We start from the raw sequence: 16,757 nt of genomic DNA, 5'->3' as shown, positions 1-16,757 counted from the left end.
CCCGCCGCAATCCCGCCCGGCACGGATTACGGGTTCTCCCGCACCGACTGTTTCAGCGCGATGCTCGCCGAAGTGGCGGCGGAGGCACGTTCCGTTCTCCGGGTGGGCTCTTTCGGTAGGGGAACGGTCCTACTCGGCCGCTGCGCGGACATTTTCGTCCGTCTTTTCGAACTGTTCGGAAGACGGTGTGAGTGCTCCTCCGGCCAGGAGAGAATGGCGGGTTGAGCTGGGAATTCGCCGTGGCGTCAGACCGCGCCGGCCCGCGGTGCGCGTCCCTTGACCGCCTCCCGGAGGCGGAGGATTCTGAGGGGCGCGGACCGCCGCAGCGGGAATCGTCGGTCCGGGCACGGGTCGGGGGACGCTATGGCGGGACTCAACGTTGCGGCGACATGGGTGGGTACCGGCGCGCTGGGGCCGGGATGGCGTTCGGTGGTGTGGGTGCAGGGGTGCCCGTTCCGCTGCCGGGGCTGTATGTCCCCGGACTGGATACCGGACGTGCCCGCCCGCACGGCCCGGCCGGCCGAGCTGGCTGCCGAACTCCTCGCGGATCCCGCCGTCGACGGGCTGACCTTCTCCGGCGGTGAGCCGATGCAGCAGGCCACGGGGCTCGCCGAACTGGCGCGTGCGGCCCGCGAGGTGCGGGAGGTCAGCCTCGTCTGTTTCACCGGTCACCGTGTGGAAGGCCTGCGGGCCCGGCCCCCCGGGCCCGGTGTGCGGGAACTGCTGGGGATGGTCGACGTCCTCATCGACGGCCGGTACGTCGCCGCGCTGGACGACGGCCGGGGACTGCGCGGCAGCAGCAACCAGCGGGTGCATCACCTGACCGGCCGTCTCGCGGGGTGCGGATACGACTTCACGGGCCGCGACCGCAGTGCGGAGATCGCCGTCGACGGGCCCGCGGCCCTGCTGATCGGCGTCCCGCCGCCCCTCCTGCTCGCCGCGTTCGACTCGGCGGTCGACCAGGTACGGACGTCACACATCGGGGGAGACCATGAGCGGTAGGAAACGCATCCAGGTGGACGAGTCCGAGTGGTACCGCATACAGCGTGCGGCGTCACGCCAGAAGGACGTCCTCCGCAACGTCCCGGCGTTGATACGGGAGATACGCCGGCAGACGCACGACGACCTGGAGCGCGTCTTCGGAGTCATCGAGGACCGTCAGCGCTCGGTGGAACAGGTGGTCGAAGGGCTGAGCGAGCAGACCCGCCGGCTGGAGACGGAGACCCAGCAGCGACTGCGGGCGCAGGCGCGGCAGATGGCGGAGGACCTGCGGGCCACCGCGGACGAGCTGCGTGGCGACACACGCCGGCAGCTCGCCGATCAGCAACGCAGGTTACGGAACGAGCTCGCGGCCGAACGGGAGCAGCGACGCGCGGACATCCGGCGCATCAGTACCGAGCTGGCCGAACTGGTCCAGGACCGGGAGCACGCCGCAGTCGTCGCCCGCGCCGCCCTGTCCGACGCGCGCGCCATGCACGCCCTGGTCCTCGGCACGCTGCCGCACGAACGGCACGCGCCAGGACGGCTGGAGAGCCTGGAGGAGACACTCGGCCGGGCCGGGGACAACATCGCCCAGGGCCGGTTCGACGCCGCTCTGGCCACCGCGCAGGCCGCGTATCAGGAACTCAGCGAGCTGCGACTGGACTTGGAGCACCGTGAGCGGGAGCGGGAGGTGCTGCGCGCCCAGGCGCGCGGCGAGCTGCTCCTGGTCCGCCTGCTGATCGAGGACAGCGCCCGGCAGAACGTGCGCGACGAACAGGGTGAGGAGCTCGACGGGTACGACCTCGACGTCGACTACTGGACGCACGGCGAGTTCACCGCCCTGCGCCAGGAGGCCGAGGCGCTGCGGCGCCGCGTCGAGGACGACGAGCGGCCGCTGTCCGCCGACGAGCTGCGGGAACTCCTCGAACACCGGGCACCCGCGCTCCAGGACCGTCTGACCCGGCTCGTCGAGCGGGCGGGCGGCCGCCAGCTCGCCTCCCAGCAGCGGGTCAACCTCGCCGAGGCGGTCGTACGGACCCTGGAGGGCATGACGGCGTACGAACTCGACGCGACCACGTATCTGGGCGGGGACCAGCGGGACGCGTTCTTCGCCCGGCTCGTGCACGGCAACCGCAACGCCATCGTCGTGGAGGTCGCCCCCGCCGGTCCCGACTCGGGCGCGTCCGTCCTGCGGGTGCTGTCCTACGACCACGACACGGCCTCCCGTACCGAACTGGAGGAACGGGGAGCCGGACTGATGCGCGCTCTACGGGGTCAGGGCTTCCCGGCCGCGGCGCCCCAGGAGGAGGCCGGCACGCCGGACCCCGAGTACGCCGATTTCGCTGCTCTGAGTGAGCCGCGGAACCTGCCGGACAGTGAGCCGAGAGCCTTGCCGGACAGTGAGCCACGCACGCCGGCGCACAGTGAGCCGCGCGCCCTGCCCCACGCCGCCGCGGAAGCCGAACCGGGATGAGCCGCCCCCTCGTCGAGCGGCTGGACGGATTCCGGCTGCCGGCCGGCGATGCCCTGCTGATCGTGCACGGCCAGGGCGTCGACGACATCTTCGTCTGCCGGGACCACGGGGTACGCGGCATCGAGGAACTGTTGTGGGACGTCCTGCACGACGCCGGATTCACCCGCATCGTGTACTCGTCCCTGTCGCACCCCGTGTACTTCCGCGACCAGCGCTCCCGTGACCTCACCCGGCGCCGCCGCCCCGCCGCGCACCGGGGCGGGAGCAACCTGATGCGAGCGGAGTTCTCCGGACCGCTGGGCCGGCGCATCCTGGGGGCCACCGTGCCGGACGGCTCCGCCGCGGACGGCACCCTGCCGGGCGGGGCCCCCGTACCGACCCTCACCGATCAGCACCGGGTCATGCTCCTCGACCACCTCATGAGACAGGCCGAGCACCGTACGGCGGTGGTCTTCACGCACGCCGAGGAGTCACTGCGCTACGAACAGGCGGGCCGTACGCTCGCCGGCGCACTGGCGGAGTGGGTGGAGCGCGCCCAGGACCGCAATCTGTGTGTCCTGCTGTTCCGCCGCGACACGCTCGACGACGTGGAGGAGTTCGTCCGCGAGCTGCGCCGCGTCCCGCGCCTGGAGACCTACCTCGCCGACCAGCGCGGGCGGCCCGGAGGCGGCGCCACCGCGGCGATCGGCCTGCCGTCCGCGGAAGAGCTGGAGCGCCTGGTCCACGTCGTGCGCCTGCGCGCGGAGCTGCGGGTCGAGAAGTGGAACGAGCTGCCACTGGTCGTCCGGACGATGGCTGCCGCTCCCGAACGCGCCAAGAACTGGCGGGCCCGGCTGAGTCTGCTGGCCGAGAAGAAGCGGCCACTCGACGTCGCCGCACTGCGGCAGTACCAGTGGGCGGGTGGCAGCCCCCAGGACGACCGGAGCGTCACCGACCGCATCGAGGCCATGGTGGGTCTCGGTTCCGTCAAGGAGCATCTGCAGCGGCTGCGCTGGCGGGCGGCCGCGGACGCCGCGCTCCGCGCCCAGGGCCTCGGCCGCGAAGTCGAGACGGGCTCTCCCCACCTGGTGTTCACGGGCAACCCCGGCACCGGCAAGACCACGGTCGCACGGCTGGTGGGCGAGATCTACCGGGACCTCGGCCTGCTGCGCCGCGGCCACCTGGTCGAGGCGGAGGTCCCCGACCTGGTGGCGGGCGTGGTCGGCGGTACGGCGATCCGTACCAACCGGACCGTGGACCGGGCCCTCGACGGGGTGCTGATGATCGACGAGATCTACCGGCTGACCGAGCCGGGGCGTGGCGGCTTCGGCTCCGAGGCCGTCGACACGCTGCTCACCCGCATGGAGAACGACCGCGGCAGATTTGTGCTGATCGCGGCCGGCTACCCGGACAAGGTGGAAGAATTCCTCTCCACCAACTTCGGCTTGCGCAGCCGCATACCGGTCGCCAACGTCATCCAGTTCCCCGACTACGAACCGGCGGAACTGCACGCCATCCTGCTCGGCCGGCTGCGCGCGCTCGGGCTGAGCTGGACACCGGCCCTCGAAGAACTCCTGGGCGAGGTGACGCGGGGCCTGCACGCCACGCGTGACCAGCAGTTCGGTAACGCGCGTGCCATGCGCGACCTCGCCGACGAACTCAAGGACGCCTGGGCACAGCGCGTACGCGCTGTGGTGAGCGAGCCACTGGACGCCGAAGACCTCCCGGAACATTACCGGGCACACATCAGGGGCCCGGTGCCGCCGGTCGACGAACTCCTCGCCGAGCTGGACACCCTGGTGGGGCTCGAACCGGTCAAGGAGATGATCCGCGACCTCGTGTACCGGCTGCGGCTGCGCCGGTCGCACGGCGGCGAGCCGTTCCCCCCGCCCCACCTGCTGTTCGTGGGCCCGCCCGGTACCGGCAAGACCACGGTGGCCCGCCTGCTCGGCAAGCTGCTCCGCTCCCTCGGCCTGCTGCCGCGCGGACACGTGATCGAGGTGACCCGGCCCGAACTCGTCGCGGGCTACGTCGGCCAGACCGCGCTGAAGACCAAGGAAGCGGTGCGGTCGGCGGTGGACGGCGTGCTGTTCATCGATGAGGCGTACAGCCTGTCGCGCGGCAGCGGACCCGGAACGGACTACGGCAAGGAGGCCCTCGACACACTGACCCGCGAAATGGAGAACCTGCGCGGCCGGCTGGTCGTCGTGGCCGCCGGCTACCCCGCTCCGATGGAGACGTTCCTGGCGGCCAACCCGGGCCTGCGCTTCCGCTTCACCGAACGTGTGGTCTTCCCGGACTACTCGGGCGCCGAACTCGTGGAGATCCTGCGCCGGACGGCCCACGACCACGAGCCGCCCTACGAACTGCCGGACGACACCGTACCGAGGGTACGGAGATGGCTGGAGGGGCAGCGCCGCGCCCACCCCGAGCACTTCGCCAACGCCAGGACCGTACGGGTGCTGCTGGAACGGATGGAGGCCCGCATGGCGCGGCGCATCGACGCGGACACACCGGCCGGCCGGCCACTGGAGTTCGTGCCGGAGGACGTGCCCGATGGCGACCGGTGAAGTGTCCGTCGCCGGACACGCGGTCGAGGAGACCTGCTGCCCGGTGTGTCTCGCGACGGCCGCAGGTGGGCCGGAGTGCGCGTACTGCCGCTGGGCCCTCGAAGGCCCCGCAGTTCTCGGCCCTCTCACGCCGGAGATCCGGCATGCCTTCGACGAACGGCTCGCCACCGCGCGGCGCCGTCTGGACCTGACGGCTGCGGCGCGGGCGGCGGGCTACCCGGGGCGCGGAGAGCCCGAGCGGCTGGCCCGGCTGGAAACGCTGCTGCGTGGTGGCCCGCCACAGCCCGCCGAACGCGACCAGGCGCTGGCCGAGCTGACCGAGCCTGCCGAGCCTGCCGACGAGCTTACGGCGACGGGCCTCCCCGAGCCGCTCCCCGACGGCGTCGTCATCGAGATCGGCCCACGGGGACTACGGGCCGCCACGGTCCGGCACGGTGCCGAGCAGGCGGAAGCCACCGAATGGCCCTGGGCCGAGCTGCTGCCCGGGCTGCCCGACGGCGCGGACGAGACGCTGTTCCGCCTGGCGGGCGGCGTCGGTACCCGTACCACCGGCGCATCCGAGGCCCAGGAGCCCACGGCCCTCCCGACGACGGTGGACGTGCTGGCCAGCCGACTGCGTGGTTGGGCGGTGCCGGAGCGCCTGCTGGCCAGGCTCGCCCGGCGGTTCCCGCAGGCCCGGACGCTGTACCTGCCACCGGAACGCCCGGAACCCGGCCCGCTCCGGCACCCGGGCGGATTCACCACTGCCGTCTGCCGCGGCCTGCCCGACCCGGACGACGTACTCCTCGCGGGCGGGGACCAGGACGGCACCGTCACCGTCTGGCGGCTGTGGCACCAGGCGCCGCTCGCCTCCCTGAAGCTGCACGACCGAAGGGTCACCTGCGTCGACCTCACCGAGGACCGCCTGTCCGTCGTGTCCGGCGGTCAGGACGGAGCGGTCCGGCTCTGGTCGTTCGCCGCCTCCGGCAGGGTCCGGGTGCTCGCCTGGCACGACGGTTGGGTCAATGCGCTGCGACAGCGGGACGGCGTGGTGTTCAGCCTCGGCGACGACGCCTGCGTGCACCGGACCGTGCTCGGCGCGGCCGGAGCCGCCGGCGCCGTGCTCGCCCGGGTCGGCTGGGCCTCCGCCACCGCGCTGGAGGTCACCCGGGACGGACGCGTCGTGATCGTCGCGGGCTCCGACGGGGCGAGCCTGTGGGACGGCAGGACCGGCGCGCGCACCGGTCGCCTCACAGCGGAACACGAGGTCGCCTGCCTGGCACTGGACCGCGAGGACCGGCTGGTGGCACTCGGCTGTGCCGATGGCGTGGCACGGATCTTCACCCTGGGGGCCGCGCGGACCGCGCAGGCCGAGATGGACGGGCACACCGGCCCGGTGCGCCAGGTCGCCTTCGGCCCCGGGGGAGTGCTGGCCACGGCGGACGACGCCGGCACCGTCCGGGTCCGTGAGCGGGGCGGAACGGCCCGGACGGTGGGGGCCCACCCGGACCGCGTACGGGGACTGGCCTTCGCCCCGGACGGCCGGCTGCTCAGCGCGGGCGCCGACGGCCTGGTCCGCACCTGGCCCCTCGCGGGCATCCACCGATCCGACAGCGACAAGGGGGGACCATGAGCGAGGGATATCTCGGTGCGGCGTTCCAGTCGGCACGCACCAAGCTGGAGCTGACCCTCGACGACCAGCTCGCCACCGAACAGGCGACGCACGCGATCCGTGCCGCGCTGACCCGGCTGGCGCGCGAAGCGCAGACACATCCCGAGCTGGGCGCGAGCGAACGCCGACAGGCAGCCGCCGCGGTGGAACTGGTCCGGGCGGCAGTCGTCGGTACCTTGGCCGCCGTACGGGCGCCGACGCTGCCGCAGCCCCGGCCCTCGCCGCCGCGCCGGTCACCGTTCCACCTGCTCCTGACCGGATTCGGCGGCGACGAGGACGACCGGCGCAGGGAGCGGGAACACGAGGAGGAACTGCTGCGCGTACGGCGGCCGGTGGCCCACACGGTGTCACTGCTCGAACAGCTCCACGCCGCGTTGGAGTCGGCCGACCGCCTGCTCGCCGAAGCGGAGCCGCCCCCGCCGGAGAAGGTGCCGCTCGCCTGGCACGAGGACGACGAACTCGTCAACCTCCTCCGTGACCTGATGGCGGCGCACAGCGAGCACGACGGCGAGCTGGCGTTGCGCCGGATCGCCGGGCTGCGCCAGGAACTGTCGCTGCGCCACGACATCGACGTGGTCGACTTCGACGGCACCAACGAATGGCTCTTCACCGTGGGCAGGCAACCGGGCGGCCCGGCGGGCGGAGACTGCCGCACGGTGCAGCCGGCGCTGGTGCTGAAGGACGGCCGGATTCTGCGCCGGGGCGAGGCGACCATGCCTGTCGCGGTACCTCCGGAGCCCCCGGCGCGGGCCGGAGCCGACGTACCGCCGGCCGGAACGGACGTACCACAGGCCGACCCCGACGTACCACAGGCCGGGCCCGGCGCAGCGCAGTCCGCACAGGCCCGGTCGGCTCCGTACGGGGAGACCGCCGACGAGAAGACGCCGACGGCCGACCATGACACACAGAACAACGGGGGCAAGGAGCACCACCATGGCTAAGGTGTCCGGCAGCACAGTGATCGTCGGCTTCGATCTCGGGCACGGAGAGTCCGCACTCGCCAAGACATACACCGACCGGACCGCACCGCCGGTCGTCCTGGACATCGGGTCGACCGGCGCGGGCCGCCAGCATGTGACCGCGGTCGCCGAGCACCCCGGCCGCGGGGTGCTGGTGGGCCGTGAGGCCACCGAAGCGCGCGGGGTGACCTCGCTGTACCTGGCGTTCAAGTCGCCCGAGATCGAACGCGACGAGATTCGCACCCCCATCCGTCTCTTCGTGGAGAAGGTGGGCCGCGACGCCCGGGAGCGGGACCACGACCTGAGCGGGTCCCGTCCGGTCCGCTGGGTGTTCGGCGCCCCTTCTGGATGGGACGACGAACTGATTCGCGTATACGGGGAGTTGCTCGCTCAGGCCGGGCTGACGGACGTGGAGGTGGTGCGGGAGTCGCGGGCCGCGATGTTGTACGCCCGGGACTCGGGTGAGGTGCAGCTCGACCGCGACCAGTTGGGCGGCTGTGTGCTCATCGCCGACTTCGGCTCGTTGACCACCGACTTCACCGGCGTCCTCGGTTACCAGACCGGCCCGCCCATCGACGCCGGAGTGCAGCTGGGCGCCGGACTGATCGACCGCACCATCCTGGAACGCCAGCTCAGCCGGCACCCGATGGCCGACGCGCTCCGCGAGACGCTCCAGGACTCGCGCTTCGAACGGCTGCGGCTGGAGCTGCTGTGCCGCGAGGCGAAGGAGACCTTCTTCCGTACCGATCCGAGCCGGTTCGTGGACGACCCCGAGGCCACGGTCGGCGGCACCCGGAAAGTGGTCACCAGGGCCGGGAACGCCTACTTCGAGGTCGAGTTGACGGCTGCCGAGATGGACACGGTCCTGGACACGCCACAACCCTCCCTCGGCAACCGCCCCTGGCGCCAGGCATTCCGGGACGCGCTCCACGAGGCGGCCGGCCGGCTCGGGCGGGAACCGGAGCTGGTGGTGCTCACCGGTGGCGCGTCCCGCATGCACTTCGTGCAGGAGGAGGCGCGGGAGGCGTTCGGCGCGGACCGGGTGCTGCTCGGTCTGGAGCCTGAACTCGCCATTGCCCGCGGCCTGGCCCTGGCGGGCCGGATGGGGCTGCACGCCGCCGGTTTCCGGGCCGACGTCCGCAAACTGATCAAGGGCGACCGGGTCGGTTCGCTGGTGCAGGACAGGTTGCCGGCGCTGGGCGAACGGCTGGGGGCGGCGGTCGCCGAAGGCATGACCGAGCGCCATGTGATCCCCGCGTTCCGCCGCTGGCGCAACGGCGACATCGCCACGCTCGACGACATGGCGGAGGGGATATCCCGGGCGCTCCACGCCGAGCTGGCCGAACCGGGCAACGCGCGGCTGGCCGGGGCGATCGCGGAGTGGCAGAACGGGCTGCGACCGGAGATCGAGGAGCTGACCCGCCCCATCTGCCACCGGTGGCACATTCCGCCGTCCGCGATGGAGCTGCCCGCTGTGCAGGTCAGCGGTGGGCAGATGGACATTCCGTTCGACTCGGCGGCGGCGACCGAGGTGCTCGACAACATCGCCAAGGTGGTCAACGTGGTGGTGGCCGGCGTCGTGGCCATGACCCTGTTCGGCGCCGGTACCGCGATCATCGCGACGACCGGTCCGTTCGCCGTCATCATCGCCGCCGTCGTACTGTTCATCGGAATCAACGAGGGGCGGGAGGCCGCCATGACGAGGGCCCGGCAGACGAACATCCCGCTGATGATGCGCAAGGTCGGCGGGGAGAACCGGCTGGTGTCGAAGTTGCGGCAGGGCGCCGGACCGCAGGAGGCACAGCTCGCGGCCGCGTTCAGCGCCCAGTTCATCGAGGACGGTGGCCAGAAGCTGGTCAGCGAGATCAGCAAGGGCATCGCCGCGGATCTCGAAGCCCTCGCGCGCGACGCGGAGTTGTTCATCTCCTGATCCGGCCGAGGGGGCCCGGGGGTCACCGCGCCGGGTGGGTGGCCGGTCCCTCGTCATTCCAGGTGACGAGGGGCCGGGCTGCGGACATCTCCTGGTCGCGGGTGTCGAGAGCGCGTTTCAGGGCGGCGTCCAGTTCGCCGAGCCTGCTCTCGACGGTGCCGAGGGCGCCTGCGATCCGCTCCAGCGCGTCGTCACCGTTTCCCGGCTCGGCGCACTCGGCCAGCGACTCCACGATGCGGTGGTTGACCTGGGCCCAGGTGGTGAGCCGAGCCAGCCGCTCGCGCTCGGCGTGCACCAGGTCCGTCTGCTGCGCGGCCTCGGACGCGGCCTTCTCCGCGGCGGCCAGCTCGCCCTCGGCCCCGGTGAGAACGCGCTGCGCCTCGGCGGCTCGCTCCAACGCCTGCCGTACCGGCGTGGCCAGCCGCGTCAGCCGCTCCTCGGACAGTCGCACCAGCTCGCCGCTGCCCAGCCGAACGGCCTCCTCGGTGCCGTCGGCGCGCTCGCGCAGCAGCGTCAGACGCGCGTCGAGCACATCGCGCTGCTCCTGTACGTCCTCCAAGGCCTCCACCAGCCGTTCCAGGCGACGGACCTCGGCGACCTGGTCCCGGAGGCCCGCCAACTCCGCGAGGCGGGCGTCGAGGGCGTCCCGGGTTCCGGCCACCTCGTCGCGCCGACGACGTAATTCCTCCACCTCCGAGCCCAGTTCGGCGAGTTCCCGCTCTCGGTCCCGAAGGTAGGCCACCACGTCCGGGCCGGGGCGGGCCGCCCGCAGCAACGAGGGCACCGCCCCGGTGAGCCCGGATGCCGAGCCGAGGGCGTCGTCCAGCAGGAAGACCGCCTCGGTCGTCACGTCCTCCGGCGCCTCACCGGCCAGCCGGGCGACGGCCTGCGCCGCCCATTCCAGCGACCAGCGCAGGGCGTGCAACGCGTCCTGGTCCGTGCCGCGGGCCGCCGCCTCGGTGACGCGCGCCCTCGTCTCGTCGTTCATTCCGTGTCCCCCGTCCTCGCTCCGGCCGGGCCGCTCAGCGGCAGTAGCACCGTCTCCCCGCCGTCCTCCGGACGCAGGGCCAGCACACCGGGCCCGTTCCCCGCCGAGTGCAGGCCCAAGCGGTACCGTCCCGGGCGCAGAGCGGGGCTGGGCACGCGGATTTCCGTGTCGCCCAGCCGGATCAGGACCTCGGGGCGGTGCCCGTCGGGCACGTCCACCGTCGCGTCGTGAGCACCGTCTCGTACGGACTCCTGCACCGGCTTTTGTACGGACTCCCGTACTGGCTCCTGCACAGGCCCTCGCCCGGATCCCTGTAGGGACAGGGTGACGGGCCCGCCAGGGACGGCCAGAGGGAGTTCGGCTTCGGTGAGCAGTCCCTGGTGGACGCGGTGGACGCGCAGACTCAGCCGGTGGCGCGCGGTCTCGGGAATCCGGACGGTGCCGCGCGCGACGAGGAATGCTCCCAGCGCGGCCGCGTGGTCCTCCAACACACGGACCGGTGCGCCTGTCGCGGCCTCCTGGACGGCGGCCCCGGCGAGCGGATGCCGGCGAAGGCCGCCGTCGAGAAGGACCTGCGTCACGCCCTCCGAGGCGGTCAGCCCGGCCAGGAGCGGCAAGAGCGCCGACCGCAGGGACTGTTCGACGGGTGCGAAGGCGTCCAGCACGGCTCCGGCCGTCACCTCCCGCGGCAGACACAGTGGAGCCGCCCGGTAGCGGGCCTGTACCCGCGCCCGGGACAGCAGCAGCGCGGCCCGCCTCGCCTCCTGCGGATTCTGCGGCTCCCGTGGCGACCCGACAGGCGGGCCGGCGGACGCCGCCCGCCACTCGACACCGCACAGGGTCACGGACCGCCCGCGCACACCGCACACGGCGGCCACGACCCCGTCCGCCTCCAGTCGGCACACCAGGTGCCCGCCGGAGGACTGCTCCAGTGAGGCCACGGCCGCCACCGCTCTGGGCACGAACTGGCGCAGCGGCATCCCCAGGCCCTCGGCGAGTTCTCCGTACAGCGCCTCGCGGCGGGCCGCACCGGCCGCGTCGAACCACTGATCCGGCACGGCGAGCACCAGACCGTCCACCGGCTCCGTGAGGCCCCGCAGAAATACCCCGGGCCCGGAGACGAAGGACTCCGGCGGCCGGACACCGTCCGCCGCGCCGGTCACGGCGACACCCGCCGCGACATCGATCCCCACGAACACGGCCACCACCCGCCCGCGCCCACCACACCCGTGCGCTCTCCGCACGCCCCAGAGTAGCCCTCCCGGCGGGCGCCCGTCCGCCCACCGGAAAAATGACGTCATCGCGGAATCGACCGCAGGGAGCGGGACTAGACTCGAAGCGCACTTCGGTCGGGCCGGACTGGTCAGGGGGCGGCACATGAGTGATCTGGTGCGGTTCAGGACGGCGGGTGGCGAGGACATGCTCGTCGAGGTCGACAGCGCCTCGCCCGGCCTGGAGAACGTGGCACGCGGCGACAACGGCATCCTGGAAGCGGCCCGGAGCCTCGACGAGATGCTCGCCGGAGCCCGGCCCACGATCGACGCGGTACTGGAGTGGCTCCGCCGGATGGCACCCGACGAGTACGAAGTCGGATTCGGCGTCAAACTGAACGCCGAGGCCGGGGTGGTCGTCGCCAAGACCTCCGCCGAGGGGCACTTCACCGTACGGCTGGGCTGGCGCCGGGACGAGCCCGCCGCTCCGGCCGGCTAGGCAGCCCGCGGTGTCCTCCCAGTGGGAACAGGCCGCCTGGCTGGTGAGCATCGCCCGTGCCGAAGGCCGGCCGCCCAGTGGCGCCGGTGTACTCGTCACCGACCGGCACGTACTCACCTGTGCCCATGTCGCGGCCGCGGCCGGAGACCGGGCCGAGCCGCCCGACACCCCCGTGTCCGTACGGTTCCAGTGGGCCGGGGGCCATGAGCCGGTACCGGCAGCGGTCGTGGCAGGGGGCTGGCACCCGCAGGACGCCAAGGGGCGCCGGGGTGACCTGGCCGTACTCGAACTCCTGGGCCCGCTGCCGCCGTCGGCCGCTCCCGCTCCCCTGATCAGCACCAGGGGAGGCACCTTCGACCACGCCTTCCACGTGTACGGCTATCCCCGCGACCACGAATACGGCGGCGTCCCGGCCAACGGAATCGTCCGCGGCGCCGCGGAACACGAATGGATCGAGCTGGAGTCGCAGTCCGCCCGCGGGCACGCCCTCGCCCCCGGCTTCTCCGGCTCCCCGGTGTGGGACCGCACCCTGGGCGGCGTGATCGGCATCGTCACCACCCGGGACAGGCCGTCCCAGGGCCAGGACACCCGGACGTCGTACGCGATCCCGGTCGACACCCTGGCCACGTACTGGCCGCCCCTGCGCGACCTCATCCGCGACCCGGTCAGCGAGGACCAACGGGCCGTACTCGAAGAACTGCTCGCCCTCCCACTGGACTCCGCGGGCGAACTGCCCAGACTGCACGACGTCCGCATCTACGACATGGGCGTCACCCCGTCGAAGAACCTCCAGGACCACCCGGACCCGCCCTACGTGCCCCGGTTGCGGGAGGACCGCGCACTCGACGAAGCCTTGCTGACCAGGCCGTTCGTCCTGCTGGCGGGGGACGCCAAGGCCGGGAAGTCCCGCACTCTCGTGGAGAGCCTGCGCCGCGTACTGCCCCACGGCACACGCCTCATCGTGCCCGGACCCGCTCCCTCGGCCCCGGGCGGTATCGCCGCTCTTCCGCTGCCCACCGGGGGCGACGGCGCGGTGCTGTGGCTCGACGACATCGACGAATACCTCCGGCCCGGCGGCCTGGACACCAAGGTGCTCGACGCCTACCGGTCCATGCGGCCCCCGGTCCGCGTGGTCGCCACCATCACCTCCGAGTGGCTGGGCCGTATCCTCACCCCCAAGGGCGAGGTGAACCGCGCGGCCCGGCAGGTGCTGGAGCGGGCGCCGCAGCCGGTCCTGCTGCCGCGGCTGCTCCGCCAGGAGGATCTCGCGGACGCCCGTCGCCTGTATCCGGACGAGGACTTCACCGACCGCGGCATCGGCGAGCTGATGGTCGCCGCGCCCCTGGTGGAAGCGCGCTTCAACGGCGGTCGCGCCGGCTGCCCCGAGGGCTGGGCGGTGGTCCTGGCCGCCGCGGACTGGCACCGTATGGGCTGCGAAGGGGAACTCACGAGTGCGGCGCTGGCGGGTCTCTTCACGCACTACCTGGAGGCCGGGCCGAGCCACCGCGCCGCCACCGACGTCGCACTGCGCTCCGGGATCGCCTGGGCGACCGAGCCCGTGGCGGGCAGCATCGCGCTGCTGACCGAGTACAGCCGGACCGGCACACCGGGAGCGGGCGGCAGGGCCGACGGCAGCGAGGGCCGCCGTTACGAGGCGTTCGCCTACCTCCCCGGGTACCTCGACAGCCGCGACGACCCGGACACCGCGCGCGTCCCCCGCTTCGCCTGGGACTGGGCGGTCCGCGGCACCCCCGCCGACCAACTGCTCGGCGTCGCCTTCGCCGCGTTCACCCGGGAAGAGGGCGAGGCGGCCAGGAGCGCACTGGAGCGCGCCCTGGCCGAGGCCACGGACCGTGACGTCGTCGCCTGGGCGGCCCTGATGCTCGGCGAACTGGCCATGTACCGCGGCGACGTGACCAGTGCCAAGAGGCTGCTGGAGCGAGCGACCGACTCGGATGCGCCGGACGTCGTCTCCTTCGCCCAGGTCGACCTGGCCGCCGTACTGCAGTTGTCCGGCGACCTGGACGCCGCACGCGCGGTGCTGGAGACGGTGATCGCCACCGGTGACCCGCTCGCGGTGCCGCTGGCCCAGGCCAGTCTCGGCGGACTGCTGCTCGGGCAGGGCGAGACCGACCGGGCCCGGGAACTCCTCGAAGCGGCCCTGCGGTCCGGGGACTCACAGGTCGTGCCGCTGGTACAGATGGGCTTCGGCGGCCTGATCGTGCAGCGCGGCGAGATGTCCGGAGCGACCACCACGGTCAAACGGGAGCCGTCCGGGCCCGCCTCCTCGGACCCGCCGGCCCGCTTCGGCACCGCGGGTCCGCTGAACCTGCCACGGGCCGTACGGCAGTCCGCGATCTCCTCGGCGGTGCCGCTGGCCCAGGTCAACCTGAGCGCGGCCCTGCTGGGGGAGGGCGAACTGGAACAGGCCGACGAACTGCTCCACTCGGCCCTGCGGTCCGGAAACCCGATGGTGGTGCCGCTGGCCCAGGCGAACCTGGGGGGCCTGCACATTCAGCGGGGCGAGCTGGAAGAGGCCCGTCAACTCCTGGACGCCGCAGCGGCCTCCGGGCACGTCTTCGCCTCCGAGCACGCGCAGGTGACCCTTGCCTGGCTGTTCTGCCTGAAGGAGAGGTACGACGAGGCGTCCGAGATCCTGCGGCGCGCCGTCGGCTTCACCAATCCGGAACAGGTGCTGCGGGCACGCTGCCTGCTCAGTACGGTGCACGCGGCGCGCGGGGACTACGCGGCCGCCGCCGAGGAACTGCAACCGGTGGTCGACTCCGCCCCCTCCGACTGGCCACCGCTCGCCCGTACGGACCAAGGTCTGTACTGGTGCCAGGCAGGGCAGTACGAGCGGGCCCGCACCGCGCTGACCGAGATGGCGGGGGCCGGCCACCCGGAACAGTCGCCGCGAGCCGCCGACCTCCTGGGGGACCTGGAAGCGGCGCAGGAGCAGTGGCAGCAGGCGGAAGCCGCGTACCGTCAGGCGATCGGCAGCGGACACCCGCTCTGGTCCCCGATGGCCCGCTTCGACCTGGCCGTGATGTGCAACCGGCTCGGTGACGAGCGGGACCGGGACCTGCTCGCCGAGGTCGCGGCGTCCCAGGAGCCCGACCTGGCACCGCGCGCCTCGGACCTGCTCGGGGACGTACTGGCCGCACGAGGTGACTGGGCGGAAGCCGAGGCCGCGTACCAGCGCGCCATCGATGCCGCGCACCCGCACTGGTCGGCCGTCGCCAGGCTGGACCTGGCGATGATGCTGGCGGACCGGGGCGAACTGGCCCGTTCCGAGGCCCTGTTCAGGGAGGAATCCACGTCCGGCTCGGCGCTGGCCGAGGTCGCCGAAGCGTTCCTGGGCATCCTGCTGGTGCAGCAGGAGGGGCGTGCGCAGGAGGGACGTCCGCTGCTGGAGCGGCTCGTGACGTCCGGCTCCGACTCGGCCGCGGACCTCTGCCGGGTGCAACTGGGCAAGCTGGCGGTGGAGGAAGGCCGGATGCCGGAGGCGACCGCGCATTTCGAAGCCTTGCTGGACTCCACGAGCGAGGTCGCCGTCTCGGTGATCCCGATCGCCCGCGCCCACCTGGGCGCGATCCTGCTCCGGCAAGGACACGTGGACGAGGCACTGGAACGGCTCGACGAGACGGACTTCGCGCACCCGGGCGCCGCGGTGGTGGCACTGCTGGGCTACGGCGAGTTCCTGATCGAGGTGGGCGACACCACGGCCGCCCAGGAGTACCTGAACACGGCACTCGGTCTGGAGGTGCCGGACACCGTCCCGAAAGCCCTCGCACTGCTCGGCGTGGCCCTGCTCGCGGAAGGCGACCTCGACGGGGCCAGGGCAGCCCTGACGGAGGCGCTGGCCACCGGCACATCCGCGATCGAGCCGCTCGCCCGCCGCTACCTCGGCAGCGCCCTGGCCAGGCTGGGGCGCCTCGCCGAGGCCCGCGGCACCCTCCTCCCGCTGGCCCGCTCGGACGACTCCGTCCACCGGCCCCAGGGCCTGGTCATCCTCGGGCAACTGGCCGTGCTCGACAAACACGCCGACCAGGCACACGACTGGCTCGCCCAGGCGGCGGCGTCGGACGACCCCGAGGCCCGAGGCCGCGCACGCCAGGCACTGGACGAGTTCGATGCCACGCCCGTCCTGCCGCTCGGCCCCGGTCCGCCAGGCATCGCGGGTCCGGAGCCCACCGGGGCACCTCCGGCCTCGGCCCTTCCGGAGCCCATCGGCGCACACCCGGCCTCGGCCCCCGTGCAGCCTGCCTCGCCCCCAGGCCAGGCACCCTCACCTGACGATCCGCCCGAGCCGTCGAGCCACGCGGAAAGTCTTCCGGCCGACCTCCTCCTCGTCTTCGGCCGGATCGCCGAGGGGGAGGGACTGCCGCACGAGGCCCACTACTGGTTCGAGCGGGCGCTCGCCACCGGCGAGCGCACCCGGGAGGCACAGGCGTTGCTGGCTTCGCTCACGCGCGAGGACGGCCCCGGTGCGTGACCGCCGCGCACTCGGGACCG

At 72.9% G+C, this 16,757-nt stretch carries 10 protein-coding genes; 8 read left to right on the top strand and 2 right to left on the bottom strand.

All coding sequences use genetic code 11. From position 1 onward, the window contains the following. Nucleotides 1–363: 363 nt before the first annotated feature. The 6 genes from ACZ4QV_RS39845 to ACZ4QV_RS39820 are packed head-to-tail and all read left to right on the top strand — an operon-like array spanning nucleotide 364 to nucleotide 9,544. The gene (locus ACZ4QV_RS39845; protein WP_361154918.1) at nucleotides 364–1,002 is read left to right on the top strand and encodes a 4Fe-4S single cluster domain-containing protein; all 639 of its coding nucleotides are present in this window, start codon (nucleotides 364–366) and stop codon (nucleotides 1,000–1,002) included. Continuing rightward, nucleotides 992–2,455 carry a coiled-coil domain-containing protein gene (locus ACZ4QV_RS39840; protein WP_361638642.1) on the top strand — a complete coding sequence of 488 codons (1,464 nt, stop codon included), beginning with the start codon at nucleotides 992–994 and terminating at the stop codon, nucleotides 2,453–2,455. Before ACZ4QV_RS39845 ends, ACZ4QV_RS39840 begins: the two co-directional genes overlap by 11 nt. Beyond that, the gene (locus ACZ4QV_RS39835) at nucleotides 2,452–5,004 is read left to right on the top strand and encodes an AAA family ATPase (protein ID WP_361638640.1); all 2,553 of its coding nucleotides are present in this window, start codon (nucleotides 2,452–2,454) and stop codon (nucleotides 5,002–5,004) included. The genes ACZ4QV_RS39840 and ACZ4QV_RS39835 overlap by 4 nt, the downstream gene beginning before the upstream one ends. Further along, entirely contained in the window at nucleotides 4,991–6,616 is a 1,626-nt protein-coding gene (locus ACZ4QV_RS39830) for a WD40 repeat domain-containing protein (RefSeq protein ID WP_467764277.1), read from the top strand. The genes ACZ4QV_RS39835 and ACZ4QV_RS39830 overlap by 14 nt, the downstream gene beginning before the upstream one ends. Continuing rightward, a complete protein-coding gene (locus ACZ4QV_RS39825) occupies nucleotides 6,613–7,596 on the top strand; it encodes a hypothetical protein (protein WP_467764276.1) in 984 nt (327 codons plus the stop codon). The genes ACZ4QV_RS39830 and ACZ4QV_RS39825 overlap by 4 nt, the downstream gene beginning before the upstream one ends. Next, on the top strand, nucleotides 7,589–9,544 hold the full coding sequence (locus tag ACZ4QV_RS39820) for an Hsp70 family protein (RefSeq protein ID WP_361591426.1): 1,956 nt from the start codon (nucleotides 7,589–7,591) through the stop codon (nucleotides 9,542–9,544). Before ACZ4QV_RS39825 ends, ACZ4QV_RS39820 begins: the two co-directional genes overlap by 8 nt. A gap of 22 nt (nucleotides 9,545–9,566) precedes the next feature. Here the strand turns inward: ACZ4QV_RS39820 and ACZ4QV_RS39815 are convergent, their stop codons facing one another. Both ACZ4QV_RS39815 and ACZ4QV_RS39810 read right to left on the bottom strand, forming a co-directional pair. Further along, nucleotides 9,567–10,532, bottom strand: coding sequence for a hypothetical protein (locus tag ACZ4QV_RS39815; RefSeq protein ID WP_467764275.1), 966 nt, complete (start codon nucleotides 10,530–10,532; stop codon nucleotides 9,567–9,569). Then, a complete protein-coding gene (locus tag ACZ4QV_RS39810) occupies nucleotides 10,529–11,725 on the bottom strand; it encodes a hypothetical protein (protein WP_467764274.1) in 1,197 nt (398 codons plus the stop codon). The genes ACZ4QV_RS39815 and ACZ4QV_RS39810 overlap by 4 nt, the downstream gene beginning before the upstream one ends. A 184-nt stretch (nucleotides 11,726–11,909) precedes the next feature. Between ACZ4QV_RS39810 and ACZ4QV_RS39805 the strand changes: the two genes are divergently transcribed. Both ACZ4QV_RS39805 and ACZ4QV_RS39800 read left to right on the top strand, forming a co-directional pair. After that, nucleotides 11,910–12,242: a CU044_2847 family protein gene (locus ACZ4QV_RS39805; protein WP_361154908.1), complete on the top strand. Its 333-nt coding sequence runs from the start codon at nucleotides 11,910–11,912 to the stop codon at nucleotides 12,240–12,242. A gap of 10 nt (nucleotides 12,243–12,252) precedes the next feature. Beyond that, entirely contained in the window at nucleotides 12,253–16,737 is a 4,485-nt protein-coding gene (locus ACZ4QV_RS39800; RefSeq protein WP_467764273.1) for a tetratricopeptide repeat protein, read from the top strand. Nucleotides 16,738–16,757: the final 20 nt, after the last annotated feature.

This window comes from Streptomyces sp. NPDC026394 (assembly GCF_055567735.1).
Note: the sequence above shows the minus strand (reverse complement) of the source record. Positions and strands in the feature narration are given on the sequence as shown.